The following is a 22,550-nucleotide window of genomic DNA, read 5'->3' as shown; positions in this document are numbered from 1 at the left end:
TGTGAGGTTGAGTTAATCTGCTCGAATTGGCACGTGAGCGATCATCACCGCATATCAGCCGGACTGGCGGCGGGTTCCGGCACGCTATGATGAGGGGAGGCCAATTCCAGTCAGCGGACGTCAACGTCCGGGCCGGAATCCGGCTGTTTGCGGATCGCCGGTTGAAGCTGCGGGTGCGCGGACGGGCCGGCCGCCGGACATGAGCTGCATTGCCAGACAGAACTGCCACACAGAACGGGTGACTGCCACCGTGAGCACAACCGATACGCCGCTGAAAGCATCCGGGACCACGGGCCCTGGGTTTGCCCGTAAGGCCAAGGCGTATCTCGCCCTCACCAAGCCCCGCGTGATCGAGCTGCTCCTGGTGAGCACACTTCCCACCATGATCTACGCCGAGCGCGGCTTTCCCTCCATCGGTTTGATCCTTGCCACCCTGGTGGGTGGCGCTTTCGCCGCGGGCAGTGCCGGCGCCTTCAACTGCTACATCGACCGCGACATCGACAAACTGATGCACCGGACCGAAAAGCGGCCCCTGGTCACCGGTGAGGTGACCCCGCGCGAGGCTTTGGTTTTTGCCTGGCTTTTGGGCGCCGCGGCCATCGCCATCCTGTGGTTCGGCGCCAACCCCCTGTCCGCCTGGCTGGGGCTCGCGGCCATCTTCTTCTATGTGGTCATCTACACCATCATCCTGAAACGGCGCACGGCCCAGAACATCGTCTGGGGCGGTGCCGCCGGCTGTTTCCCCGTTGTCATCGCCTGGGCGGCAGTGACCAACTCGGTGGAATGGCCCGCCATCATCCTGTTTATGGTCATCTTCCTGTGGACGCCGCCCCACTACTGGCCGCTGTCCATGCGCTACGGCGAGGATTACCGCAACGCCAACGTCCCCATGCTTGGCGCCATCGCGGGCGCCAAGGTGGTCTCCGTGCAGGTGGTGCTGTATGCCTGGGCCATGGTGGCCTGCTCCCTGCTGATGGTTCCCGCCGGCGGGGCCGGTTGGGTCTACACCGTCACGGCCGTGGTGGCCGGCGCATGGTTCCTCTACGAGTCGCACTCGCTGTATAACCGCGCCCAGCACGAGGAGATCTCGGACAAGCGCGCCATGAAGGTGTTCCACGGCTCCATCAGCTACCTCACCCTGCTGTTTATCGCCCTGGCCGTTGACCCGTTCGTCGGCCCCGCCGTGATGGCAGGTTAGCCGGCAACTTTACGGCCCGGCATCACCATTCGAGGTCGGCTCCGCCCAGCGCGCAGAACCGCAGGGGAGCCGGGTCGCCGCTTTCCACCAGCTTGAGAAGTTCGACGGCGGCCGTTGCCGGCAGCTTCGACGCCCCGGGAACACCCATGGCCGTGGCAAGTTGGCCCGGGTGAACTGCCCAGCATCGGACTGAGCCACCGAGTTCATTGGCCAGGGAGATGGTCAGCATGTTCTGCCCGGCCTTCGAGACGCGGTACGCATAGCTGGTGCCCAGGTGGACGTAGTGCCCGGCGGCCTGCCGGGACAGGGAGCCCAGCCGCGAGCTGACGTTGATAATGAGAGGCGCGGGAGTCAACTGCAGGGCCGGCAGCAGTTCCTGCACCAGCCGGAGCGGCCCCGCCACGTTGGTATCGAGGCTTGCCAGCAGCAGGTCCGGATCCACATCGCGGACCCCGCCGCGCGGGGCACCCTGCGCGGCGTTGTTGACCAGCAGGTCCACGCCACGCCCACCCAGCGCCTCCCGGAAAACGCCTGCGGGATCGGCCGTGACGTTGTGCTCGACGACGGTGATGCCGCCGTCGAACGGTTCCAGCCCCTGGGCCGACCTGACCACCGCCACCACGTCCCAGCCCTGTGCGCTGAATTCTTCGGCGCAGGCACGGCCGAATCCCCGTCCGGCACCCGTTACCACCATCAGTTGTCCCATGGAAAAACCCTACTGCGGCACGTGGAACTTACTTCGGCAACCTAGATATGACAGGCTTGTCATATTGATCACTTTTTTGGTCACTCGGCGTTACTGACTGGTTACGGTGGAATGGATCCTTCCCGCAAGCAAAGGAATATCCATGGCCCCCGGTCACTCGAACCTCCCGTCCACCAGCCACAGCCCGCCGAACCCAGGCCAGCCGGGCAGCAAGCGTCCCGGGCTCCGCAGGCCGGCTTTCCTGCGTCACCTGGGTGCCGACATTCCAGCGTCCCTGGTGGTCTTCCTGGTGGCCTTGCCGCTCTCCCTCGGCATCGCGGCCGCCTCCGGCGCCCCCATCATGGCCGGACTCATCGCCGCTGCCGTCGGCGGCCTCGTGGCCGGCAGCCTGGGCGGCTCGCCGCTGCAGGTCAGCGGGCCTGCCGCCGGACTGACAGTGATCGTGGCGGGCCTGGTGGACCAGTTCGGCTGGCAGGCCACCTGCGCCATCACCGCAGCTGCAGGCATCGTCCAGCTCCTGCTGGGCATCAGCCGGGTGGGCCGGGCAGCGCTGGCGGTGTCCCCCGTAGTGGTCAAGGCGATGCTGGCGGGGATCGGCATCACCATCATCCTGCAGCAGCTCCAGGTCCTGCTGGGCGCCCAGCCGGCCGGCTCGGCCCTGGAAAACCTCGCATCACTTCCGGCCGCCATCACCGGACTCGAAATCCATGCCGCACTGCTGGGCCTTGCTGTCATCGGCATCCTGCTGGGCTGGAAATACCTTCCGCCTGCCATCCGCCGCATTCCCGGTCCGCTTGCCGCAGTCACCGCCGGCACCGCCCTCTCCGTGGCACTGGCGCCAGGCCTGGAACGGATTTCCTTTAGCGGATCAATTTTCGACGCCGTGGCGCTGCCGGAACTTCCGGACGGCAACTGGCGGACCATTGCGTTTGCCGTGCTCTCCATGGCCCTGATCGCCAGCATCGAATCCCTGCTGTCCGCCGTCGCCGTCGACAAGATGCAGAACGGGCCCCGCACCAACCTCAACAGGGAACTGGTGGGCCAGGGCGCAGCCAACATTGTTTCCGGATCGCTTGGCGGCCTGCCCGTAACGGGCGTGATCGTCCGGAGCGCCACCAACGTCGAGGCCGGCGCCCGGACCCGTTCCTCGGCCGTGCTGCACGGCATCTGGATCCTGGCTTTCTCGGCCCTCTTCGCCGGACTGATCCAACTGATTCCGTTGTCGGTCCTCGCCGGACTCCTGGTGGTGATCGGGGCGCGGCTGATCAAGGTGGCGGACATCCGGACCAGCCTGCGCACCGGTGACCTGCTGGTCTACGCCGTGACGTTGCTGTGCGTGGTGTTCCTCAACCTGCTCGAGGGTGTGATCATCGGCCTGGCCCTTGCCGCGGCAAGCGTACTGTGGCGGGTGCTCCGGGCCGAGATCAAGGCCCACCAGCCTGCCGGCCCAGACGCCGCCTGGCGGATCACCATTGCCGGCTCCTGCAGCTTCTTCGCGTTGCCCCGCCTCAACCGGGTCCTGCAGGCAGTCCCGGAAGGCCATCAGATGGTGGTGGAGATGAACGCCGACTACCTGGACCATGCATTCCGCGAGGCGTTGATCGCCTGGCAGAACCAGTACCAGGCAACCGGCGGCAGCGTCAGCCTCGAGGAACACGGCAACACCCTGTTCCAGGACGCGGCAGACAATACCCCCAAGCGGCAGGAAGCCCGTGAGCTGCCGCTGCCGCCGCGGACCACGTGGCAGGAGCCGGCTGCCGCTGTCACCGGCCACGCGGCAGCTGAGGGCGGTTCCGCCGCAGCCAGGCCGCTGCGCTCCATCCTGCTGGGGATCAACAAGTACCACCGCCGCTTTGCGGACCAGGTCAAGCCACTGGTGCAGGACCTGGCGGACAGCCAGAACCCGGACACCCTCTTTGTTGCCTGCGTGGACTCCAGGGTCAACCCGAACCTCATCACCAGCAGCGGACCGGGTGACCTGCTGACGCTCCGGAACATCGGCAACGTGGTGTGCCACGACGGCCAGGATGCCTCCATCGATTCTGCGCTTTCCTTCGCGGTCAAGGGCCTGGACGTGGATTCGATTGTCATCTGCGGGCATTCGAACTGCGGCGCCATGAAGGCCCTCTTCGACGATGCCGGCGGAACGGGAAACGCTGCGCTGGGCACCGGTTTCGAGGCCTGGCTGGACCACGCCCGGCCCAGCTACCGCGAACTGGTGGCCGGGCATCCCGTGGCGCTGGCGGCAGCCGGGGCAGGCTACTGCCGCCTCGACCAGCTGGGAATGGTCAACGTGGCCGTTCAACTGGCCAAACTGGAAAGCCACCCCCTGGTGGGCCCGGCCCTGGCGGCCGGCACCGTCCAGGCGACCGGGCTGTTTTACGACATCGCCTCCGCGCGGGTGGTGCTGGTGACGCCCGGCGGGATCGAGGTCCTCGATCCCGCGCATGCCGCTGCCGGCAACACTCCTGTGCCTGCAGCGGCATCCTGACGTCTTAAAAATGGAAGGCGCCCCGGTCCAGGTGGACCGGGGCGCCTTGCGCAGGGACTGGAGTCCGCGCTGCTACCCGGCAGCCACGGGGCTGCTGCGGGCAACATCCCAGGCGTTGGTAGCGGCTGACATCAAGAGCGCGGCTCCGAGCATGTGCGCCGCAACCAGCAGTTCAGGAATGCCGTTGTAGTACTGCGTGAAGCCGATGACGCCCTGCAGCAGCGTCACGGCCAGCAGGCCCAGCACGGCTGCACGGAACGGACCCTTGATCCGGCGCAACAGGACCACTGCCACCGCCACCAGGGTTCCTGCTGTAATCAGGTAAGCCGGTACGGCATGGATGTGTGAGAACAGGTCCCAGTCAAGGTTGTTGCGGGGGGCGTCGGCGTCGCCGGCGTGGGGCCCGGCTCCGGTGACCACCACGCCCAGCATCACGGCCAGGATGGAGAAGATGGCGACGGCGGCGGTCAGCGGGCGCATAACGCCCGGAACAGCGGGAAGCCGAAGGGCGGGGAACCTGCCGGTCCGCCCGTAGGCCCGGTTCACCAGCAGGGTGGCGAAGACCACCAGGGCCATGGAGACCAGGAAGTGCAGGCCCACCACCCAGGGGTTGAGTTGGGTCAGGACGGTGATGCCACCGATCACAGCCTGCGCCGGAATGCTGGCGAGCAGGCCCAGGGCCAGCAGGAACAGGTCCCGGCGTTCCTTGCGGAGGTTCCACAGGTACACCAGCAGGAGGGCGGCGACGGCGGCCAGCGCAAAAGTAAGCAGCCGGTTGCCGAATTCGATGAAGCCGTGGATTCCCATCTCCGGCGTGTTCACCAGGGACGTTTCGGTACAGCGCGGCCAGGTGGGGCAGCCCAGTCCGGAAGCGGTCAGCCGGACAGCGCCGCCGGTCACCACCAGCAGGGTCTGCCCGATCAGGGAGGCCACGGCCAGGCGGCGGACACTCTTGTCCACCGTGCGGGGCAGCCGCGCGGCAAGGCGGCCGGCTAGTTGAGGAAGGCGGGAAACCGTGCTCACGAAAAACTCAATTCCATTTGAACCAGCGGATGGCTGCTGCACCGGCGATAACCGTCCACAGCAGCAGGACAAGGGCAGCGGCGCCGTTCAGGGTGCCGCCAAGGAATGCCTCACGCAGGGACTCGCCCAGCGCACCTGAGGGCAGGTAGTGCACCACTGCCTGCGCGGCACCCGGGAGCCGTTCGCCCGGGATGACAATCCCGCCGAGGGCGCCCAGCAGGATCCACAGCAGGTTGGTGATGGCCAGGGTGGCTTCCGGCCGGACGGTTCCGGCAACCAGCAGGCCCAGCGCCGTGAAGGCGCCTGCACCAAGGACCAGCAGCAGCAGGCCGGGCAGCCACCCCGCGGCGGGCGGCTGCCAGCCAAGCAGCAGCGCCACCAGGGTCACCACCACCACCTGCAGGCACAGGACCACCAGGACGGAGAGGGCCTTGCCGGCGATCAGTCCACCGCGGCCCAGGGGAGTGGTGGACAGGAAGCGGAGCACACCGTAGCGGCGGTCAAACCCCGTGGCGATCCCTTGGCCGGTGAAGGCCGTGGACATGGCGCACAGTGCCAGGATGCCCGGTACGGCGACGTTGATCCGGCTGGCACCCATGCCGTCCAGGAAAGGCGTGACTGTGAGTCCCACCAGTGCCAGCAGCGGAAGGATGATGGCAAGGATCAGCTGCTCACCGTTCCGCAGCATCGCCAGCGCCTCGTATTTGCCCTGCAGCAGCACCCGCCGGAACAGCGTCGCCGGACCGGAAAGCGTGCTGCCGCCCGGGTTTCCGGCAGCGCCGGGGGACGGCGCAGGGCCGGTGGTTGCGGGGGTCCCGTTCATCGGACGTCCTTTCCCGAAATATCCAAAAAGACGTCTTCAAGGCTACGCGCCTGCAGGCTCATGGCGGTCGGCATGATGTTGCGTGCTTCCCACCAGGTGGCCAGAGCGGCCAGGTGCGCCGGGGCCAGGGCGCCGGTCACCGTGTAGCTGCCGGCCCGGACCTCGAGGATTTCCGCACCGGGCGGCAGGACGCCGTCGAACTCCAGTCCGGGGTCCGCATCAAAGACCAGGGTGCGCACCTGCTCCGCGCCGGGTGTTACGCCATGGTCCCGCTGCAGCAGTTCCTGGACCGTGCCCTCGGCTACGTTGCGGCCGCCGTCGATGATGTAGACATAATCGGCAAGCCGCTGGGCGTCATCCATCAGGTGCGTGGTGAGGATGATTCCCATGCCGGCGTCGCGGAGTTCTGCGATGAGCTCGAACACCACCTGGCGTGACTGCGGGTCCAGGCCGGCGCTTGGCTCATCCAGGAAGAGCACTTCGGGGCGGCCGATCAGCGCCGCAGCCAGGGCCAGGCGCTGTTTCTGGCCGCCGGAGAGCCGGCGCACAGTGGTTCGGCTGAAGGCGTCGATGCCCAGCCGTTCCACGAGTTCGGGCACCGGCCAGGGGTTGGCGTAAAGGCCTGCGACGTGCCGCAGCAGCGGGATGGGCCTGGCCGACGGAGGGAGGCCGCCGTCCTGCAGCATCACGCCAACGCGGGACCGCAGGTCAGCCCCCGCCGCAGCGGGGTCCTGGCCCAGCAGGGTGATGGTTCCCCCGGTACGCTTCTGCAGGCCCTGCGCGCACTCGAGCGTGGTGGTTTTACCGGCTCCGTTGGCGCCGAGGAGGGCGGTGACCTGGCCGCGTTCCGCGGTCAGCGACACACCGCTGACCACGCGGAGCATCCGGCCGTCGAGGCTGGAAAGGGGGCCGACGTCCTTGATGAGCCCGTCAATGGACAGGACCGGGGAAGATGGGGATCGCACCCACGTATTCTACGGGACGTAGTACTTACGGCCGCCGCGCCGGCCGCCAGGCCGAGGCCAGCCTGTCCTTACTGGAGGACGGGACTAAATTACGACATGATTGTGTTGTGTATTCCGTGAGTAACGCTACTGTTGCGCCCGTCACCGGGCGCGGGGCCGCACAGGCCCCCACCCACCGCAGCCCTGTGGCCGCCGGTGCGGTGGCCGACGCGGATGACCGAACCCGGGACCGCGTCCTGTCCGCCGTCCTGGAGCACGGGCCCGTGAGCGCCGCCGAACTCGGCGACCTTCTGGGCTTCACCCCTGCCGCCGTCCGGCGCCACCTGGATAACCTTTCGCGCGCGGGCGTCATCGAAGTCAAGCGTGCTGCCCGCTCCGGCGGCGGCGCAGGACGCCCCGCCCGGCGGTACGTCCTGAGCTCGCAGGGCCAGTCGAGCCTGGGGAACGATTACCTGGACATCGCCGCCCTGGCGCTCCAGCAGCTCCAGAAAGCCGCCGGCCCGGACGCTGTCCGGGCGTTCGCCGTCGAACGCTTCGCCGACATGGAACGCCGCTACGCCCCGGAAATCGACAAGGCAGGCCCGGACATCGCCGACCGTGCCAAGGCGCTCTCCGATGCCCTGAGCCGGGACAACTTCGTGTCCTCCGCAGCCTCCATCGAAGCCAAGGCCCCGCTGCCGGCGGCCCTGTCCAGCGTCCAGCTGTGCCAGGGACACTGCCCCATCCAGGAACTCGCGTCCCGTTTCCCCGTATTCTGCGACGTTGAGACCGAAGTTTTCTCCCGGCTGGTGGGCGTCGACGTCCGCCGGCTTTCCACGCTGGCCCGCGGCGGCCACGTCTGCACCACCCACATTCCCACAGGCAGGCTGTCTGCCCCGGAGCCCGCAGGCTCCCCGGCAGCCCCCGCCAGCCTGGTTGAAGTAAACAACCATCAGCAAGAAAGGCCGTGATGACGGACCAACTATCAGAGAAAGCGGTAGCCGAAAGCACTGTGATCTCGGAGATTCTCGAAAAGAATCCCGAGCTCCACGGCATCGGTAACTACGAGTATGGCTGGGCTGACAAAAACGACGTCGGCGCCAACGCCCGACGTGGGCTCAGCGAAGAGGTCGTCCGGGACATTTCGGCCAAAAAGAGCGAACCCCAGTGGATGCTTGACCTGCGCCTGAAGGGCCTGAAGTACTTCGACCGCAAGCCCATGCCCACCTGGGGTGCAGACCTCTCCGGCATCGACTTCGACAACATCAAGTATTTTGTGCGCTCCACCGAGAAGCAGGCTGCCACCTGGGAGGACCTGCCCGAGGACATCCGGAACACGTACGAGAAGCTTGGCATCCCCGAAGCCGAGCGCAGCCGCCTGGTTTCCGGCGTGGCAGCCCAGTACGAGTCGGAAGTGGTGTACCACCAGATCCGCGAGGACCTGGAACAGCAGGGCGTCATCTTCCTCGACACCGACACCGCGCTGAAGGAACACCCGGAGATCTTCCAGGAGTACTTCGGCACCGTCATCCCCGTGGGCGATAACAAGTTCGCGTCACTGAACACCTCCGTCTGGTCCGGCGGTTCCTTTGTGTACGTCCCCAAGGGCGTCCACGTGGACATCCCCCTTCAGGCCTACTTCCGCATCAACACGGAAAACATGGGCCAGTTCGAGCGGACGCTGATCATCGCGGACGAGGACTCCTACGTCCACTACATCGAAGGCTGCACGGCGCCGATCTACACCTCGGACTCCCTGCACTCCGCCGTTGTGGAGATCGTGGTGAAGAAGGGCGCCCGCGTCCGCTACACCACCATCCAGAACTGGTCGAACAACGTCTACAACCTGGTGACCAAGCGCGCCATCTGCGAAGAAAGCGCCACCATGGAGTGGGTCGATGGCAACATCGGCTCCAAGGTCACCATGAAGTACCCGGCCGTCTACCTCGTTGGCGAGCACGCCAAGGGCGAGACGCTGTCCATCGCCTTCGCCGGCGAAGGCCAGCACCAGGACACGGGTTCCAAGATGGTCCACATCGCACCGAACACCAAGAGCTCCATCATCTCCAAGTCGGTGGCACGCGGCGGCGGCCGAGCCGCCTACCGCGGCCTGGTCCAGGTCCGTGAAGGCGCCAAGCACTCCGCCAACACCGTCCGCTGTGACGCGCTGCTGGTGGACACCATCAGCCGCTCGGACACGTACCCGTACATCGACATCCGCGAGGACGACGTTGTGATGGGACACGAGGCCACCGTGTCACGCGTCAGCGAAGAGCAGCTGTTCTACCTGATGTCCCGCGGCATGCGCGAAGACGAGGCCATGGCGATGATCGTGCGCGGCTTCATCGAGCCGATCGCCCGGGAACTCCCCATGGAATACGCACTTGAGCTGAACCGCCTGATTGAACTGCAGATGGAAGGGTCCGTCGGATAACGATGACTGAAATCACTACCGAAAAAGCGCGCATCGGCGCGCCCTCAGCCCAGCCGTTCATCGACGGTTTCACTGAAGAGGGCGAAAGCCTTTCGCCCATCAACGCTGCGGGCGCCAAGTCCCCGCTGGCGGGAGCCTCTGCCAAGAGCCACTCCCACGGCGGCGGCGAAGGCATTCCGGACAGCTCACGCGCCGGCCGCCTGACCTCCTACAAGCTGGCGGACTTCAAGCCGCTGACCGGCCTGGAAGAGGACTGGCGCTTCACCCCGCTCAAACGGCTCCGCGGCCTGCACAGCGAGGTCCTCTCCGGCGCGGCCCCCGCCGTGTCCGTCAGCGGTCCTGACGCTGTCATCGTGGAAACGGTTGGCCGCGACGACCAGCGGATCGGCACCGCCGGGATCCCGGAGGACCGGGTCTCCGCCAACGCCTGGGAGAACTTCGCCGAGGCCACCGTGGTGACCATCCCCGAAGAGTTCGAAGCCGATTCGGAAATCACCGTCAACATCACGGGCAGTTCGGCCGACGCCGCCGCCCAGCACCTGGTGATCGTGGCGAAGAAGTTCTCCAAGGCCGTTGTTGTGCTCAACCACACCGGCAACGCCGTGGTGGCCGAAAACGTCGAAATCGTTGTTGAGGACAGCGCCAACCTCACGGTGGTGTCCCTTCAGGAATGGGACGACGCAGCAGTGCACGCCTCCTCGCAGCAGGCAAAGATCGGCCGCGACGCAAAGCTCAAGCACGTTATGGTCAGCCTGGGCGGTGACCTGGTCCGGGTCACGCCGTCCGCGCGTTTCACCGCCCCCGGCGGCGAAGCCGAACTGTTCGGCCTGTACTTCGCCGACGCCGGCCAGCACCTTGAGCAGCGCCTGTTTGTTGACCACGCCGTGGCCAACTGCAAGTCCAACGTGCTGTACAAGGGTGCCCTGCAGGGCCGCAACGCGCACGCCGTCTGGGTGGGCGATGTCTTGATCCGCAAGGAAGCAGAAGGCACCGACACCTACGAGGCCAACCGCAACCTGCTGCTCACGGACGGCGCCCGCGCCGATTCCGTCCCGAACCTCGAAATCGAGACGGGCCTGATCGAGGGTGCCGGCCACGCCAGCGCCACCGGCCGGCTGGATGACGAGCACCTGTTCTACCTGATGGCCCGCGGCATCCCGGAAAACGTGGCCCGCCGCCTCGTGGTCCGTGGCTTCCTGAACGAGATCATCCAGCAGATCAAGGTACCCGCCCTTGAGGAACGCCTCACGGACGCCGTGGAGCGCGAACTCGCGCTGACGGAAAACTAAGGCACGGGGCACGGGAACACATGACTGACCAGCCAAAAGGCGAACTCGTCTGCAAAGTCGATGACATTTCGCCGAAGCAGGCCCTGCGGATCCTGATCGAGGACTACCCGGTGGCCATCGTCAAGGACTCCATGGGGGAAATCCATGCGATCGGCGACACCTGCTCGCACGCGGACATTTCCCTGTCCGAGGGCGAAGTGGAAGGGTGCGCCATCGAGTGCTGGGGCCACGGCTCCCAGTTCGACCTGCGCAGTGGCCAGCCCCTGCAGCTGCCCGCCTACGATCCCGTTCCTGTGTTCGCTGTTGAAATCCGGGCCGACGAGGTCTACGTGGACTTCAGCAACGTCCTCAACGGCGCCGAGGCACCAACCTTCAGCTAGCACCACAGATTCACGAACCAACTTCCAGACAAAGACCGCACCGCAGCCGCCAGGCCGGTGCAGAGGAGAACAAGACATATGTCTACTCTTGAGATCAAGGACCTGCACGTCAGCATTGAGACGGAGCAGGGCACCAAGGAAATCCTGAAGGGCGTCAGCCTGACCATCCGGACCGGCGAAACCCACGCCATCATGGGCCCCAACGGGTCCGGCAAGTCCACGCTGGCCTCCACCATCGCCGGACACCCCCGCTACAACGTCACCAGCGGCTCCATCACGCTGGACGGCGAAGACGTCCTGGAAATGAGCGTTGACCAGCGTGCCCGCGCCGGCGTTTTCCTCGCCATGCAGTACCCTGTCGAGGTTCCCGGCGTGAGCATGACCAACTTCCTGCGCACCGCCAAGACCGCCATCGACGGCGAAGCCCCCAAGCTGCGCACCTGGACCAAGGACGTCAAGGCTGCCATGGAGCAGCTGCGCATCGACGCCGACTTCGCCCAGCGCAACGTCAACGAAGGCTTCTCCGGCGGCGAAAAGAAGCGGGTCGAGATCCTTCAGCTTGAGCTCTTCAAGCCCAAGTTCGCCATCCTGGACGAAACCGACTCAGGCCTGGACGTCGACGCGCTCAAGGTCGTCTCCGAAGGCGTCAACCGCGCCCACTCCGAGGGCAACATGGGCACGCTGCTCATCACGCACTACACCCGGATCCTGCGCTACATCAAGCCTGACTTCGTCCACGTCTTCGTTGACGGCCAGGTTGTTGAAGAGGGCGGCCCGGAGCTCGCCGACCGCCTGGAAGACGAAGGCTACGACCGTTACGCCAAGGGCGCCGGCGCTGCCGCCATCGCTGCGGCACCGGCCCTGTAAGGAACCCGCCATGACTGATATCAAGCCGGGCCAGACGGCCCTGGAGGACGTCGAAGAGGCGTTGAAGGATGTCATCGATCCCGAGCTCGGCGTCAACATCGTGGACCTGGGCCTGCTCTACGGGCTCAAGTACTCCGACGACGACGGCGCGCTGCTGATCGACATGACGCTGACCACCGCAGCATGCCCGCTCACCGACGTCCTCGAGGAGCAGGTGGGCAAGTCCCTCGACGGCGTTGTGGACGAGTGGCGCCTGAACTGGGTCTGGATGCCGCCGTGGGGTCCCGAGCGGATCACGGACGACGGCAAGGACCAGATGCGGGCCCTCGGCTTCAACATCTGAAAGTACGACGACGGCCGGTTACCTTTTTCGCAAAAGGTAACCGGCCGTCGTCGTACGTGCCTTAAAGGTTGGCGGCGGCGAAGGTGTCGCACTGTTTGATGTCGCCGGTTTCGTAGCCTTTGCTGAACCAGGCCTGGCGCTGCTCGCTGGAACCGTGGGTCCAGGCTTCCGGGTTGACCTGGCCGGTGGCGGACGCCTGGATGCGGTCATCGCCCACGGCGGACGCGGCCGACAAGGCATCGTTCAGGTCCTGCTGGGTCAACGGTTCCAGGTACGGCTGGCCGGTAGCCGGGTCCGCAACGGTGGTGGCGTGGCGGGCCCAGAGCCCCGCGTAGCAGTCGGCCTGCAGTTCCGTACGGACGGCGCCGGACTCCGGCCCCTGCGGATCCTGTTGCGCGCGGTCCAGGTCGCCCAGGATGTTCTGGACGTGATGGCCAAACTCATGGGCCACCACGTATTCCTGGGCCAGTGGACCGCCGGAGGACCCAAACCGGTCCACCAGTTCCTGGAAGAAACCCGGGTCGAAGTAAGCGGTGGTGTCCGTGGGGCAGTAGAACGGACCCACGGCGCTGGTGGCCGAACCGCAGCCGGTGTCGGTGCCGCCCTCGAAAATGACGGTCTCGGGCTGCGGGTACTGCACGTTGTACTGCTGCAGGTAGGCCGGCCAGAAAGCGTTGAGGCTGTTGACCGTGCCCGTGATGCGGCAGTCCTCGCGCGCATCGGCGTCCGCACCTGTGGAGCAGGCCGGCGCCGTGCCCTGCTGCTGGGTTTGCGGTGCCTGGGTGCCTGCCAGGCCGCCCAGGAGGTCCGGGTTGATGCCCAGGAGCAGCGCCACCAGGAGGACAAGTCCGCCGCCGATGCCGCCGCCCACTTTTACGCCGCGGCCCATGCCGCGGCGGTCCTGGACCTGCGAAGGGTCCAGCTGCACATTGTCATTGAAACTCATAGGGTCACAATAGCCCGCGGCCACGGCGCCGGACCGGAGCCTGCCGGTAAAGTTGATCCGATGCCTTTTCTTGACCGACTCCAGCGCTGGGCCGACGAACGTCCGCACCATCCCGCCGTCGTGATCGCCGGCCGCCGGCTCACGTGGGCGCAGTTGCGCGACGGCGCCGAGGCCCGGCTGGGTGCCACGGGACCGATCACGGCCCTCTGCCAGGAGAATTCCGTGGATTTCGCCCTGCAGTACGCGGCAGCCGTGGCGGGGGAGCGGCAGTGCGCCGTGCTGGACCCCTCCTGGCCAGCCGGCCTGCAGGCGGACATCGTGGCGGCGGTACGCGCGCACGCCGTCCCCGGCCAGGTTCCGGACGCTGCCGCGGACCTGCTGGCTGACGGGCCGCCGGGCTCCACCTTCCTGATCGGGCTGACGTCCGGAACCACGTCCCTGCCCAAGGCCTTCACCAGGTCCCGGCGTTCCTGGCAGGAATCGTTTGAGGCGTCGATCGAGTTCTTCGGCCTCCGCGCGGATGACGTGACACTGGCCCCGGGCCCCCTGGCTGCCAGCCTCAACCTGTACGCCCTCTCCGAATGCCTGTACGCCGGCTCCGAGTTCCAGACCCTGGCCTCCTTTGATGTGGGGGACATCCACGCGGCCATCACCTATGACCGGGTCACCCGGCTGGTCCTGGTTCCCACCATGCTCCGGATGCTCAGCGAACGCGGCCTGGCCGGCGGGGTGGACGCAGCAGGCATCCGGACCATCATCTGCGCCGGGTCCAAGCTTGATGCGCGCACGCTCCAGGCGGCCCGCCGGTGGGCCCCCAACGCCACGATTTTCGAGTACTACGGCGCCTCCGAGCTGAGCTTCGTCTCGGGTGCCGGGCTGCCTGCCGGCCGGCCTCCGGAGGTTGGCGGCACAGGCATCGGGCGGCCGTTCCCTGGCGTGGAGGTCCGCATCCTTGACGACGCCGGGGCCCAGGTACCCGACGACGGCGCCGGAAACATCTGCGTCCGGAGCGGCCTGGTCAGCAACGGCTACCTCTGGGGGGACGACGGCGAGGCACTGCGTTCTTTCGGCGACTGGTACACGGTGGGGGACCAGGGGTTCCTGCGTGACGGTGAACTGCACATCCTGGGCCGCCGCGCCGACATGATCCTGACCGCCGGGAAAAACGTCTACCCGCATGAGGTGGAGCTGGCCCTCTCCGCCCTCCCCGGCGTGTGCGCAGCCGTGGCCGCCGGAATGCCTGACGACATCCGCGGCCAGCGGGTGGTGGCGGGGGTGGTCCCGGCCCATGGCGGGCTGACGGCCACCTCGCTGCGGGCCGGCCTGGAGGCCATCCTGCCGCGGGACAAACGTCCGCTGCAGTACTTCCTGCTCACCGAGCTGCCCGCCACGGACCGCGGCAAGGTCAGCCGCACCCTGCTGCTGGACTGGATTGCCGGACACGATCCCCGGGTGAAGAACCTTGGCGCCTGACCTGCTGCCCCCGGACCGCCAACCGGTCATCATCGCGGCGCTGCGCACCCCGGTGTGCCGGGTCAACGGTCCGCTGCGCACAGTGCCGGCCCATGAACTCCTGGCGCCTGTGCTTCGCCGGCTGGTCAGCACCACCGGGCTGGACCCAGCCGCCGTTGCGGATGTGGTGATCGGCAACGCCGTGGGCGCCGGTGGCAACGTGGCCCGCCTCGCCCTGCTGGCGGCAGGCCTTCCCGTGGGGGTACCCGGCATGACCGTTGACCGCCAGTGCGGTTCCGGCCTGGACGCCATCGCCCTGGCGGCCCGGCTGGTGGCAGCCGGCGGAAACCCCGTGTACCTGGCCGGGGGAGTGGAGAGCACCAGCACCGCACCGCTCCGGGCCCGCCCGGATGCCGACGGGACGCCCCGGTTCTATTCGCGGGCCCAGTTTGTACCGGCGGGTTTCGGTGATCCGGACATGGGCGTCGCGGCGGAAAACGTGGCCCGGGAGTACGCTGTTGGCCGGGAACGCCAGGACGCGCTGGCCCTGGCCAGCCACGGCCGGGCCCTCGCTGCCGCAGCAGCCGGAACCTTTTCCGGCGAAATTGTCTCCGTGGCCGTAGGCGCCACGGAGGTTTCAGCCGACGACGGCCCCCGCCGAGGCCTGAACAACGCCGTTATGGCGCGTTTCCCGGCCGCTTTTGTCCCCGGCGGCACTGTCACCGCCGGAAACTCCTGCTTTGACGCGGACGCGGCGTCCGCCGTGGTGGTGACCTCGCTGGCGCGGGCCAGGGAACTGAACGCCGCGGACGGGCTGCTGGTGCTTGGCACCGCCACGGCCGGCGTGGACCCCGCGGTCCTCGGCATTGGCGCCGTTCCGGCGGCACGCAGCGTCCTGGCGGCGGCCGGCCTGGCAGCAGCAGAGGTGGACCTGGTGGAGTTCAATGAGGCCTTCGCCGCTCAGACGCTGGCCTGCCTGGACCTGCTGGGCATTGCCCCGGAGCTGGCTAATGCCGACGGCGGCGCCCTGGCCCTGGGGCATGCCTATGGAGCGTCCGGGGCCGTCCTGGTCACCCGGTTGCTGGCACAGGCGCGCGCGCAGGGGGTGGCCGGCACCCTGGCGCTGGCCCTGATCAGCATGGCCGGGGGGATGGGCACGGCCGCGCTCCTCCGCTACGAGCGGATCAGCCGCGACTGAGCCGGGCCAAGTCAGTCTTCCGCGTCGCCCAGCCCGCGGGCGGCCAGCGCCTCGCCGGTCCGGCGCGCGTAAGCCACCGAGCTGATGAAGACGGGCAGGACCAGGGCGCGGGGATTGCGTTCCAGGCCGCGTGCTTTGGCGGAATCGCGGACATCGGCGAAGGTGCCCGCGATATACGGAATGCTGCGGAGCATAATGCCGATGGTCAGGGCGAACCGTTCCGGGTCGGCGCCGAACCGCTGCAGCGGACGGACAGCCGCCACCACCCCGTCCAACAGGCGCTGGACCGGCGTGGACACGGTGAGGATGGACGCGGCCACCACGCAGACCAGGATGTTCAGGACAATCCGGGCGGCCGTTGGCGCACCCAGCTGCCAACCCTGGAACAACCCGATCACCAGCAGCACCGGCACCAGGGCCCGGACCGCGCGCCATAACCGCCGGAAACCGGCGCCGGACAGCAGGAACAATGCGGCCAGGGCCGCCAGGGCGACCGCAGACCAGCGCCAGTCCGCCACCACGAAGGAGGCAACGCCGCAGGCGAAGACCAGCAGGAATTTCACGGCCAGCGGCGTGCGGTGGACCAGTGAGGTGCCTGGCGCGTAGGTGGCCAGAAGGAAACCGTGGTCCTTCACCGCGGACCTGGCCCTGGAGTCTCGAGGCCGGCCAGGCACAGTTCCCGGTAGAAGGCGACAGCGGTTGCGGCCTGGCCGTCAAACACCACTGCGCCCTGGTCGATGACCAGCACCCTGTCCATCCCGAGGACCAGGTCCAGGTCATGGGTGGACATAATGATCTGCTGGTCCAGCCCGGTCAGGGTCCGGCGCAGCAGTTCCCTGTTCCGCAGGTCAAGCAGCGTTGACGGTTCATCCAGCACCAACACGGCGGGGTCCACTGCCAGCACTGCCGCCAGGGCCAGGAGCTGCCGTTCGCCGCCCGAAAGCTCGTAGATGCTTTGGTCTGCCAGGGGCAGCAACCCGAACCGGTCCAGTGCCGCGTCGGCCAGGCGGCGCCGTTCGGCACCGTTGCGGGCTGTCCGCCGCAGGGACAGTTCCACGTCCTCGCGTCCCGTGGGCATCACCAGTTGGGACAGCGGGTCGGTAAAAACAAAACCCACGGCCCGCCGGACGGACCGGACAGCACGGACGGTGTCCTGCCCGTCCACCGCGACGTGGCCTTCGCTGGGCTGCACCAGCCCGTTGACCAGGCGCAGGAGCGTGGACTTTCCCGAGCCGTTCGCACCGATCACGCCAACGCGCGCCTCGGTGAGCTCCAGGCTGACATCCTGCAGCAGCATCTTGGGCTCCGGCAGGTGATCCACCGCGACGGCTACGGAGACGCCGTCGAACGTTACCTTGGGCATCCGGCGCGGCTACGCGGCAACGGGCCGGGCGGTGCGCTTGGCACGCCGCACCAGGATGTCCGGGAAGGCGCGGTGCAGGGCGACGGCGATACCGGCGGCAAGGATGTTCTTGACAATGTCTCCCGGGTAAAACACGGCGTCACTGAGGAATGCCTGGCCCAGGGTGGCCTTGGTGGTGATGGCAATGCCGGCCACACCCAGCGAGTGGACCACCACGGCGCTGGTCAGCAAGGCGGAGGCGAAGAACCACAGCGTGCGGGCCTTGGTGGTCCTGCGGATCACCAAGGTGGCCAGCCAGCCAACAACAGCCGCGGCGATGGGGAAGGCGATGATGTACCCGGCGGAGGGGCCCGCCAGGACCGCCAGGCCGCTGCGGCCCAGGCTGAAAATGGGCAGGCCGGCAAGGCCCAGGAGGACGTAAAGGCCGACGGCGGCAAACGCCCGGGCCGGGCCCAGCACCAGGCCGGTCAGCATCACCGCCAGGGTTTGGAAAGTGATGGGGACGCCGATTCCCGTAATGGCCAGGGCGGGCGCGAGCGCCGCGGCGGCCACCAGCGCGGCGAAGACGGCGATCAGGCCCAGGTCCGTGGCGTTCCAGCGGGTCCGGCCCGGGGTGTGGGTCTTGGTGGGGGAGGGTGCGGTGTTGCTCATGGGGGTCCTGTCGGGGTTGTACAAGCAGGTCAATTCGTACCGCCGACGCTACCGGGGCGGCGGTGGCCGGATTTTGTAGGGGTCCTACTAAAGCCGGAGCCGGCAACCTGAGAGTGGAAACAAAGGCCGTCAGCGGGTGCGGTGATGGACGGCACCGTCCCCGGCGGTTATGCGCTGAAGCCATGGACGGTAGACTTGGGTGGGCCGTTCTCCGGCCACTCTGCCCCGCCCGCTCCGGATCCGATGAAGCGGGCTGCGGCGTTCCCCTGTTGTGAAAGGCCTTACCTGCTGTGATTACTGTCCAGGATCTTGAACTGCGTGCCGGTGCACGGCTCCTCATGGACCAGGTGAGCTTCCGGATCGACAAGGGCGACAAAATCGGCCTGGTGGGCCGCAACGGTGCCGGCAAAACCACGCTGACCCGGGTCCTGGCCGGCGAGGGCCTGCCTGCTGCCGGCAAAGTCACCCGCACGGGGGAGATCGGCTACCTGCCGCAGGACCCGCGCACCCCGGACATGGAACAGCTGGCACGGGACCGGATCCTGTCCGTCCGCGGCCTGGATATCGCCGTCAGCAAGCTCCGCCTCGCCCACGAGGAAATGGCCAGCGACGACGCCGCGGTCCAGCGCAAGGCCATGAACCGCTACGACCGGCTCGAATCCGAGTTCCTGGCCGCCGGCGGGTACGCCGCCGAAGCCGAGGCCGCAGCGATCTGCTCCAACCTTGCCCTGCCGGACCGGCTCCTGAACCAGCCCCTTAAGACCTTGTCCGGTGGCCAGCGCCGCCGTGTGGAGTTGGCCCGCATCCTCTACTCGGATGCCGAAACCATGCTCCTTGACGAACCCACCAACCACCTGGACGCCGACTCCATCGCCTGGCTGCGTGACTTCCTGAAGAACCACCAGGGCGGCCTGATCGTGATCAGCCACGACACCGAACTGCTTGAAGCCACGGTTAACAAGGTGTTCCTGCTGGATGCCAACCGGGCTCAGATCGACTTCTACAACATGGACTGGAAGCGGTACCTCACCCAGCGCGAAACCGACGAGCGGGCACGCAAGCGCGAGCGTGCCAACGCCGAAAAGAAGGCCCAGGTCCTCTTTGACCAGGCCAACAAGATGCGCGCAAAGGCCACCAAGGCCGTCGCTGCCCAGAACATGGCCAAACGAGCCGAACGGCTGCTCAGCGGCCTGGAAGCAGTCCGCGAGAACGACCGCGTGGCAGCGCTCCGGTTCCCGGACCCCTCACCCTGCGGCCGTACCCCGCTCACCGCGGAGGGCCTCAGCAAGTCTTACGGGTCACTGGAAATCTTCACTGACGTGGACCTGGCGATCGACCGCGGCTCCAAGGTGGTCATCCTGGGCCTCAACGGTGCCGGCAAAACCACCCTGCTGCGGATGCTCGCCGGTGTCGACAAGCCGGACACCGGTGATGTGATCGCCGGCCACGGCCTCAAGGTGGGCTACTACGCCCAGGAACACGAAACCCTGGACGTGGACCGTACGGTCCTTGAAAACATGCGTTCCTCGGCCCCGGACATGAAGGATGCGGAGGTGCGCGGCATCCTCGGTTCGTTCCTGTTCTCCGGAGATGACGTGGACAAGCCCGCCGGTGTGCTGTCCGGCGGCGAGAAGACCCGCCTGGCGCTGGCCACCATCGTGGCTTCCAGCGCCAACGTACTGCTCCTGGACGAGCCCACCAACAACCTGGACCCGGCCAGCCGCGCCGAGATCCTGGGGGCCCTCAAGAACTACAGCGGCGCCGTCGTCCTGGTCAGCCACGATGAGGGGGCCGTCGAGGCCCTCAATCCGGAGCGTGTTGTCCTGCTGCCGGACGGCGTCGAGGACCACTGGAACGAAGACTACCTGGACCTGATCACCCTGGCGTGATCCGCCCGGTGTGAACACTGCCGGTTGAGAAGGTCCGCCACAATTGTGGCGGACCTTTTCAGTATCCTTGCGCGTCCAGGAGTGCGTCTTCCGCTTCCTCCGCGGTGGGGTGCTTCCGCTTCCGCGCCGCCGGGGGCCGGCGCCGGGCTGCAGCTGCGGCGGAGTGTACGGGGCTGCCGGAATCGACCGGCCCGTCAGCTTCCGCCGCGGCGTCCGCCTCGGCATCGATGGCCGCGTTGCGGGCCTGCTGGCGGGCGGCGTACCCGAACCCCACAAACATCAGGACGCCGAAGGCGAACCACTGCAGCGAGTAGGAAAGGTGCGTGCCCTCTTCCGTGGCCGGTTTGGGGAACGGGAACGGCATCTCGGCGCTGGCCGGCGTCTCCGTGGCGAGCTGGCCGTACGCGCCCGTCAGCAGCGGGTAATCCAGCTGCCCCCCGTAGGCGTTCAGGTCAATGGACGCCAACTGCCCGGCGGGAGCGCCCCGCTGGAGTTCGGGTTCGGGATGCTTCAGGCGCACGACGGCGCTTACCTCACCGGACGGGGGCGCCGGGATCGAATCGGGGCTGCCGGGGTTTTTGTTGCCGATGGGCAGCCAGCCCCGGTCAACCACCACCGTTTCACCTGTTGACAGCCGGAGCGGGACCACCACTTCGTAGCCGGGCTGGCCGTTGAGCGGCCGGTTCCGGACAATCCGCTGCCCGGCCACGTCGTAGGTCCCGGTGAGCGTCACCTGCGTCCATTCCCGGGCGGGATCGAGGCTGGTGAACTGGTCCCGGACGTCAGCAAAGGGGACGGGTGTGGCGGAGTAGTTGGTCACCACCCGGTTGATTTCCGCGAGGGTCTCGGCGCGACGGTCCATCTGCCAGCGGCCAAGGAACACGCAGGCGGTGGCGAAGACCGCAGCCAGCAGAAGGTAGCCCAGCCATTTGCTGGAAAAAAGGAAACGGTACATTCAGCGCTCATGCTCCATGGGGCCGGTGGTGGGTGCGGCCGGCATCGGGATGGTTTCCTTCCACAGCCCGCGGGTCTGGAGGTAGTCCTCCAGCCAGCCGCGGTGCTCGGCGCAGGCCAGCCAGGTCTTGCGGCGCTCCGGCGGGTGTATTTTCGGGTTGTTCCACAGCAGTTGCCACGACGCCTGCGCACGGCAGGCCTTGCGGGAACAGACCGCGCCGGGGCCGGCGGAAGCTGGTGGCAGCCCCGCTGCCAGGTCGAAGATACTCAAGGTCGGCGGCCCTCTTCCGGGTTGTCGTCGTCGGTGTCTTCCACCAGTTCTCCCTGCAGGACTTCGCTGCCTGCCGGCGGTTCCGCGGGTCCGGCCAACGGGCTGTCCAGTTCGGCCAGCGGCGCCGCGTCGATCAGCGAATCGCTGTGGCCTGCGGCGGTGTCATCACCGTTGGCGATGATCACGGCGAACCAGGGAAGGAAGACCGCGCCCGCGATGGGAATGATCTTGAACCAGCCATCCACCACAAAGATCAGGACCAGGCAGACCATGCGGATGCCCATGGCCACCGCGTACTTGATCATGCGTTGCCGGATGGCCTCGGAGTGGGCGCCGCCTGCCTCTGTGATGCTGTGCACTTCCGCATCGCCGGAAAACCGGCCCGGTTCTCCGGGCACGGGTTGTCCCGCATGGTTTTCAAGGGTCATGGTGGCAGATCACGCTCCAAAGGCTTCCCTCAATTCTCTCACCATCGGCAGTGGCACCCAAACGCCGGCCGGGCCGGGCGCTAAGATCGGTTTCAGCCAAATCACCCTTCCTACAGCGGCGGAGCGCCGCAGAATTCCTGGAGATCCTTCATGACTGAAGCAGTTCCCGCCCCCCGCAGCGTCCTGATCACCGGCGGCAACCGGGGGATCGGCCTGGCTATCGCGGAATCCTTCCTGGCCAACGGCGACAAGGTTGCCGTGACCTACCGCAGCGAATCCACGCTGCCCGCAGGGATCCTGGGCGTGAAGGCCGACGTCACCGACGAAGCCTCCGTGGACGCGGCCTTCGCCGAGGTCGAGGCAGCGCACGGCCCCGTTGAGGTCCTGGTGGCCAACGCCGGAATCACCAAGGACACCCTGTTGCTGCGGATGAGCGAAGACGATTTCACGTCCGTCATCGACACCAACCTCACGGGCGCGTTCCGGGTCATCAAACGCGCCTCCAAGGGCATGATCCGGCTCCGCAAGGGCCGCGTGGTGCTGATTTCCTCGGTGTCCGGCCTCTACGGCGCTCCGGGCCAGATCAACTACTCCGCGTCCAAGGCAGGACTGGTGGGCATCGCCCGGTCGCTGACCCGCGAGCTGGGCTCCCGCGGCATCACCGCCAACGTGGTGGCCCCCGGCTTCATCAACACGGACATGACCGCCGAACTGCCCGAGGCGACCCAGAAGGATTACCTGGCCAGCATCCCTGCCCGCCGCTTCGCCGAGGCCTCAGAGGTGGCCAACGTGGTCCGCTGGATCTCCAGCGATGAGGCCGCCTACATCTCCGGTGCCGTTATCCCCGTTGATGGCGGCCTGGGCATGGGGCACTGACGGGCAACTAGCCGTACTGGCCTT

23 protein-coding genes are annotated in these 22,550 nt (G+C 67.2%); 12 read left to right on the top strand and 11 right to left on the bottom strand.

The annotated features are described in order from the left end of the window. The first annotated feature begins 238 nt into the window (after positions 1-238). On the top strand, positions 239-1,198 hold the full coding sequence (locus ASF72_RS15585) for a heme o synthase (RefSeq protein WP_050684819.1): 960 nt from the start codon (positions 239-241) through the stop codon (positions 1,196-1,198). Between the two features lie 22 nt (positions 1,199-1,220). Here the strand turns inward: ASF72_RS15585 and ASF72_RS15580 are convergent, their stop codons facing one another. After that, positions 1,221-1,904, bottom strand: a complete 684-nt coding sequence (locus tag ASF72_RS15580) for an SDR family NAD(P)-dependent oxidoreductase (RefSeq protein WP_050684820.1) — start codon at positions 1,902-1,904, stop codon at positions 1,221-1,223. A gap of 142 nt (positions 1,905-2,046) precedes the next feature. Here ASF72_RS15580 and ASF72_RS15575 point away from each other — a divergent pair, with 142 nt between their 5' ends. Next, positions 2,047-4,395 carry a SulP family inorganic anion transporter gene (locus ASF72_RS15575; RefSeq protein WP_056600410.1) on the top strand — a complete coding sequence of 783 codons (2,349 nt, stop codon included), beginning with the start codon at positions 2,047-2,049 and terminating at the stop codon, positions 4,393-4,395. Positions 4,396-4,467: 72 nt separating this feature from the next. Here the strand turns inward: ASF72_RS15575 and ASF72_RS15570 are convergent, their stop codons facing one another. From ASF72_RS15570 to ASF72_RS15560, 3 genes are read right to left on the bottom strand one after another with little or no spacing between them, the layout of a single operon-like run. Next, complete coding sequence (locus tag ASF72_RS15570) at positions 4,468-5,418, bottom strand: COX15/CtaA family protein (protein WP_050684822.1); 951 nt, start codon at positions 5,416-5,418, stop codon at positions 4,468-4,470. A 7-nt stretch (positions 5,419-5,425) separates the two neighbouring features. Further along, positions 5,426-6,241 (bottom strand): ABC transporter permease, encoded by an 816-nt coding sequence (locus tag ASF72_RS15565; RefSeq protein ID WP_082178214.1) that lies wholly within the window; start codon positions 6,239-6,241, stop codon positions 5,426-5,428. Beyond that, positions 6,238-7,206, bottom strand: a complete 969-nt coding sequence (locus ASF72_RS15560) for an ABC transporter ATP-binding protein (protein WP_050684823.1) — start codon at positions 7,204-7,206, stop codon at positions 6,238-6,240. Before ASF72_RS15560 ends, ASF72_RS15565 begins: the two co-directional genes overlap by 4 nt. Before the next feature lie 107 nt (positions 7,207-7,313). Here ASF72_RS15560 and ASF72_RS15555 point away from each other — a divergent pair, with 107 nt between their 5' ends. The 6 genes from ASF72_RS15555 to ASF72_RS15530 all read left to right on the top strand — a co-directional run bounded on the left by ASF72_RS15555 (position 7,314) and on the right by ASF72_RS15530 (position 12,498). After that, positions 7,314-8,156, top strand: a complete 843-nt coding sequence (locus ASF72_RS15555) for a helix-turn-helix domain-containing protein (RefSeq protein ID WP_082178215.1) — start codon at positions 7,314-7,316, stop codon at positions 8,154-8,156. Further along, complete coding sequence (sufB, locus tag ASF72_RS15550) at positions 8,156-9,619, top strand: Fe-S cluster assembly protein SufB (protein WP_050684825.1); 1,464 nt, start codon at positions 8,156-8,158, stop codon at positions 9,617-9,619. The genes ASF72_RS15555 and sufB overlap by 1 nt, the downstream gene beginning before the upstream one ends. A 2-nt stretch (positions 9,620-9,621) precedes the next feature. Continuing rightward, on the top strand, positions 9,622-10,908 hold the full coding sequence (sufD, locus tag ASF72_RS15545; RefSeq protein WP_050684826.1) for a Fe-S cluster assembly protein SufD: 1,287 nt from the start codon (positions 9,622-9,624) through the stop codon (positions 10,906-10,908). Between the two features lie 20 nt (positions 10,909-10,928). Further along, entirely contained in the window at positions 10,929-11,288 is a 360-nt protein-coding gene (locus tag ASF72_RS15540) for a non-heme iron oxygenase ferredoxin subunit (RefSeq protein WP_050684827.1), read from the top strand. A gap of 78 nt (positions 11,289-11,366) precedes the next feature. Further along, positions 11,367-12,155 (top strand): Fe-S cluster assembly ATPase SufC, encoded by a 789-nt coding sequence (gene sufC / locus ASF72_RS15535; protein ID WP_050684828.1) that lies wholly within the window; start codon positions 11,367-11,369, stop codon positions 12,153-12,155. 10 nt (positions 12,156-12,165) lie between these two features. Beyond that, entirely contained in the window at positions 12,166-12,498 is a 333-nt protein-coding gene (locus ASF72_RS15530; protein WP_050684829.1) for a metal-sulfur cluster assembly factor, read from the top strand. Between the two features lie 61 nt (positions 12,499-12,559). Here ASF72_RS15530 and ypfJ read toward each other — a convergent pair whose 3' ends face one another. Then, the gene (ypfJ, locus tag ASF72_RS15525) at positions 12,560-13,444 is read right to left on the bottom strand and encodes a KPN_02809 family neutral zinc metallopeptidase (protein WP_056600407.1); all 885 of its coding nucleotides are present in this window, start codon (positions 13,442-13,444) and stop codon (positions 12,560-12,562) included. A 60-nt stretch (positions 13,445-13,504) separates the two neighbouring features. On the opposite strand from ypfJ, the gene ASF72_RS15520 reads away from it, so the two are divergent. After that, positions 13,505-14,917 carry a class I adenylate-forming enzyme family protein gene (locus tag ASF72_RS15520; protein ID WP_056600404.1) on the top strand — a complete coding sequence of 471 codons (1,413 nt, stop codon included), beginning with the start codon at positions 13,505-13,507 and terminating at the stop codon, positions 14,915-14,917. After that, on the top strand, positions 14,907-16,094 hold the full coding sequence (locus ASF72_RS15515; RefSeq protein ID WP_056600402.1) for a thiolase family protein: 1,188 nt from the start codon (positions 14,907-14,909) through the stop codon (positions 16,092-16,094). Before ASF72_RS15520 ends, ASF72_RS15515 begins: the two co-directional genes overlap by 11 nt. Before the next feature lie 11 nt (positions 16,095-16,105). On the opposite strand, the gene ASF72_RS15510 is transcribed toward ASF72_RS15515, so the two are convergent. From ASF72_RS15510 to ASF72_RS15500, 3 genes are read right to left on the bottom strand one after another with little or no spacing between them, the layout of a single operon-like run. Beyond that, positions 16,106-16,729 carry an energy-coupling factor transporter transmembrane component T family protein gene (locus ASF72_RS15510; RefSeq protein WP_056600399.1) on the bottom strand — a complete coding sequence of 208 codons (624 nt, stop codon included), beginning with the start codon at positions 16,727-16,729 and terminating at the stop codon, positions 16,106-16,108. Continuing rightward, positions 16,726-17,457 (bottom strand): energy-coupling factor ABC transporter ATP-binding protein, encoded by a 732-nt coding sequence (locus tag ASF72_RS15505; protein ID WP_056600398.1) that lies wholly within the window; start codon positions 17,455-17,457, stop codon positions 16,726-16,728. Before ASF72_RS15505 ends, ASF72_RS15510 begins: the two co-directional genes overlap by 4 nt. A gap of 9 nt (positions 17,458-17,466) precedes the next feature. After that, entirely contained in the window at positions 17,467-18,108 is a 642-nt protein-coding gene (locus tag ASF72_RS15500) for a biotin transporter BioY (protein ID WP_050687396.1), read from the bottom strand. Between the two features lie 290 nt (positions 18,109-18,398). On the opposite strand from ASF72_RS15500, the gene ASF72_RS15495 reads away from it, so the two are divergent. Beyond that, entirely contained in the window at positions 18,399-19,997 is a 1,599-nt protein-coding gene (locus ASF72_RS15495; RefSeq protein WP_050687394.1) for an ABC-F family ATP-binding cassette domain-containing protein, read from the top strand. Between the two features lie 58 nt (positions 19,998-20,055). On the opposite strand, the gene ASF72_RS15490 is transcribed toward ASF72_RS15495, so the two are convergent. From ASF72_RS15490 to ASF72_RS15480, 3 genes are read right to left on the bottom strand one after another with little or no spacing between them, the layout of a single operon-like run. Next, positions 20,056-20,952, bottom strand: coding sequence for an SURF1 family cytochrome oxidase biogenesis protein (locus ASF72_RS15490; RefSeq protein WP_056600396.1), 897 nt, complete (start codon positions 20,950-20,952; stop codon positions 20,056-20,058). Beyond that, on the bottom strand, positions 20,953-21,222 hold the full coding sequence (locus tag ASF72_RS15485; protein ID WP_050687390.1) for a hypothetical protein: 270 nt from the start codon (positions 21,220-21,222) through the stop codon (positions 20,953-20,955). After that, complete coding sequence (locus ASF72_RS15480; protein ID WP_050687388.1) at positions 21,219-21,650, bottom strand: DUF3099 domain-containing protein; 432 nt, start codon at positions 21,648-21,650, stop codon at positions 21,219-21,221. Before ASF72_RS15480 ends, ASF72_RS15485 begins: the two co-directional genes overlap by 4 nt. A 150-nt stretch (positions 21,651-21,800) precedes the next feature. Between ASF72_RS15480 and fabG the strand changes: the two genes are divergently transcribed. Continuing rightward, positions 21,801-22,526 (top strand): 3-oxoacyl-ACP reductase FabG, encoded by a 726-nt coding sequence (fabG, locus tag ASF72_RS15475; protein ID WP_056600393.1) that lies wholly within the window; start codon positions 21,801-21,803, stop codon positions 22,524-22,526. The last annotated feature ends 24 nt before the right edge of the window (positions 22,527-22,550 follow it).

The organism is Arthrobacter sp. Leaf141 (assembly GCF_001424565.1).
Lineage (GTDB): Bacteria > Actinomycetota > Actinomycetes > Actinomycetales > Micrococcaceae > Arthrobacter.
Note: the sequence above shows the minus strand (reverse complement) of the source record. Positions and strands in the feature narration are given on the sequence as shown.

Coding starts and splice junctions, on each gene's coding strand:
- ASF72_RS15580 (WP_050684820.1), bottom strand. CDS start 1,904: ATGGGACAACTGATGGTGGTAACGGGTGCCGGACGGGGATTCGGCCGT.
- ASF72_RS15575 (WP_056600410.1), top strand. CDS start 2,047: ATGGCCCCCGGTCACTCGAACCTCCCGTCCACCAGCCACAGCCCGCCG.
- ASF72_RS15565 (WP_082178214.1), bottom strand. CDS start 6,241: ATGAACGGGACCCCCGCAACCACCGGCCCTGCGCCGTCCCCCGGCGCT.
- sufB (WP_050684825.1), top strand. CDS start 8,156: ATGACGGACCAACTATCAGAGAAAGCGGTAGCCGAAAGCACTGTGATC.
- sufD (WP_050684826.1), top strand. CDS start 9,622: ATGACTGAAATCACTACCGAAAAAGCGCGCATCGGCGCGCCCTCAGCC.
- ASF72_RS15540 (WP_050684827.1), top strand. CDS start 10,929: ATGACTGACCAGCCAAAAGGCGAACTCGTCTGCAAAGTCGATGACATT.
- sufC (WP_050684828.1), top strand. CDS start 11,367: ATGTCTACTCTTGAGATCAAGGACCTGCACGTCAGCATTGAGACGGAG.
- ASF72_RS15530 (WP_050684829.1), top strand. CDS start 12,166: ATGACTGATATCAAGCCGGGCCAGACGGCCCTGGAGGACGTCGAAGAG.
- ypfJ (WP_056600407.1), bottom strand. CDS start 13,444: ATGAGTTTCAATGACAATGTGCAGCTGGACCCTTCGCAGGTCCAGGAC.
- ASF72_RS15520 (WP_056600404.1), top strand. CDS start 13,505: ATGCCTTTTCTTGACCGACTCCAGCGCTGGGCCGACGAACGTCCGCAC.
- ASF72_RS15505 (WP_056600398.1), bottom strand. CDS start 17,457: ATGCCCAAGGTAACGTTCGACGGCGTCTCCGTAGCCGTCGCGGTGGAT.
- ASF72_RS15500 (WP_050687396.1), bottom strand. CDS start 18,108: ATGAGCAACACCGCACCCTCCCCCACCAAGACCCACACCCCGGGCCGG.
- ASF72_RS15490 (WP_056600396.1), bottom strand. CDS start 20,952: ATGTACCGTTTCCTTTTTTCCAGCAAATGGCTGGGCTACCTTCTGCTG.
- ASF72_RS15480 (WP_050687388.1), bottom strand. CDS start 21,650: ATGACCCTTGAAAACCATGCGGGACAACCCGTGCCCGGAGAACCGGGC.
- fabG (WP_056600393.1), top strand. CDS start 21,801: ATGACTGAAGCAGTTCCCGCCCCCCGCAGCGTCCTGATCACCGGCGGC.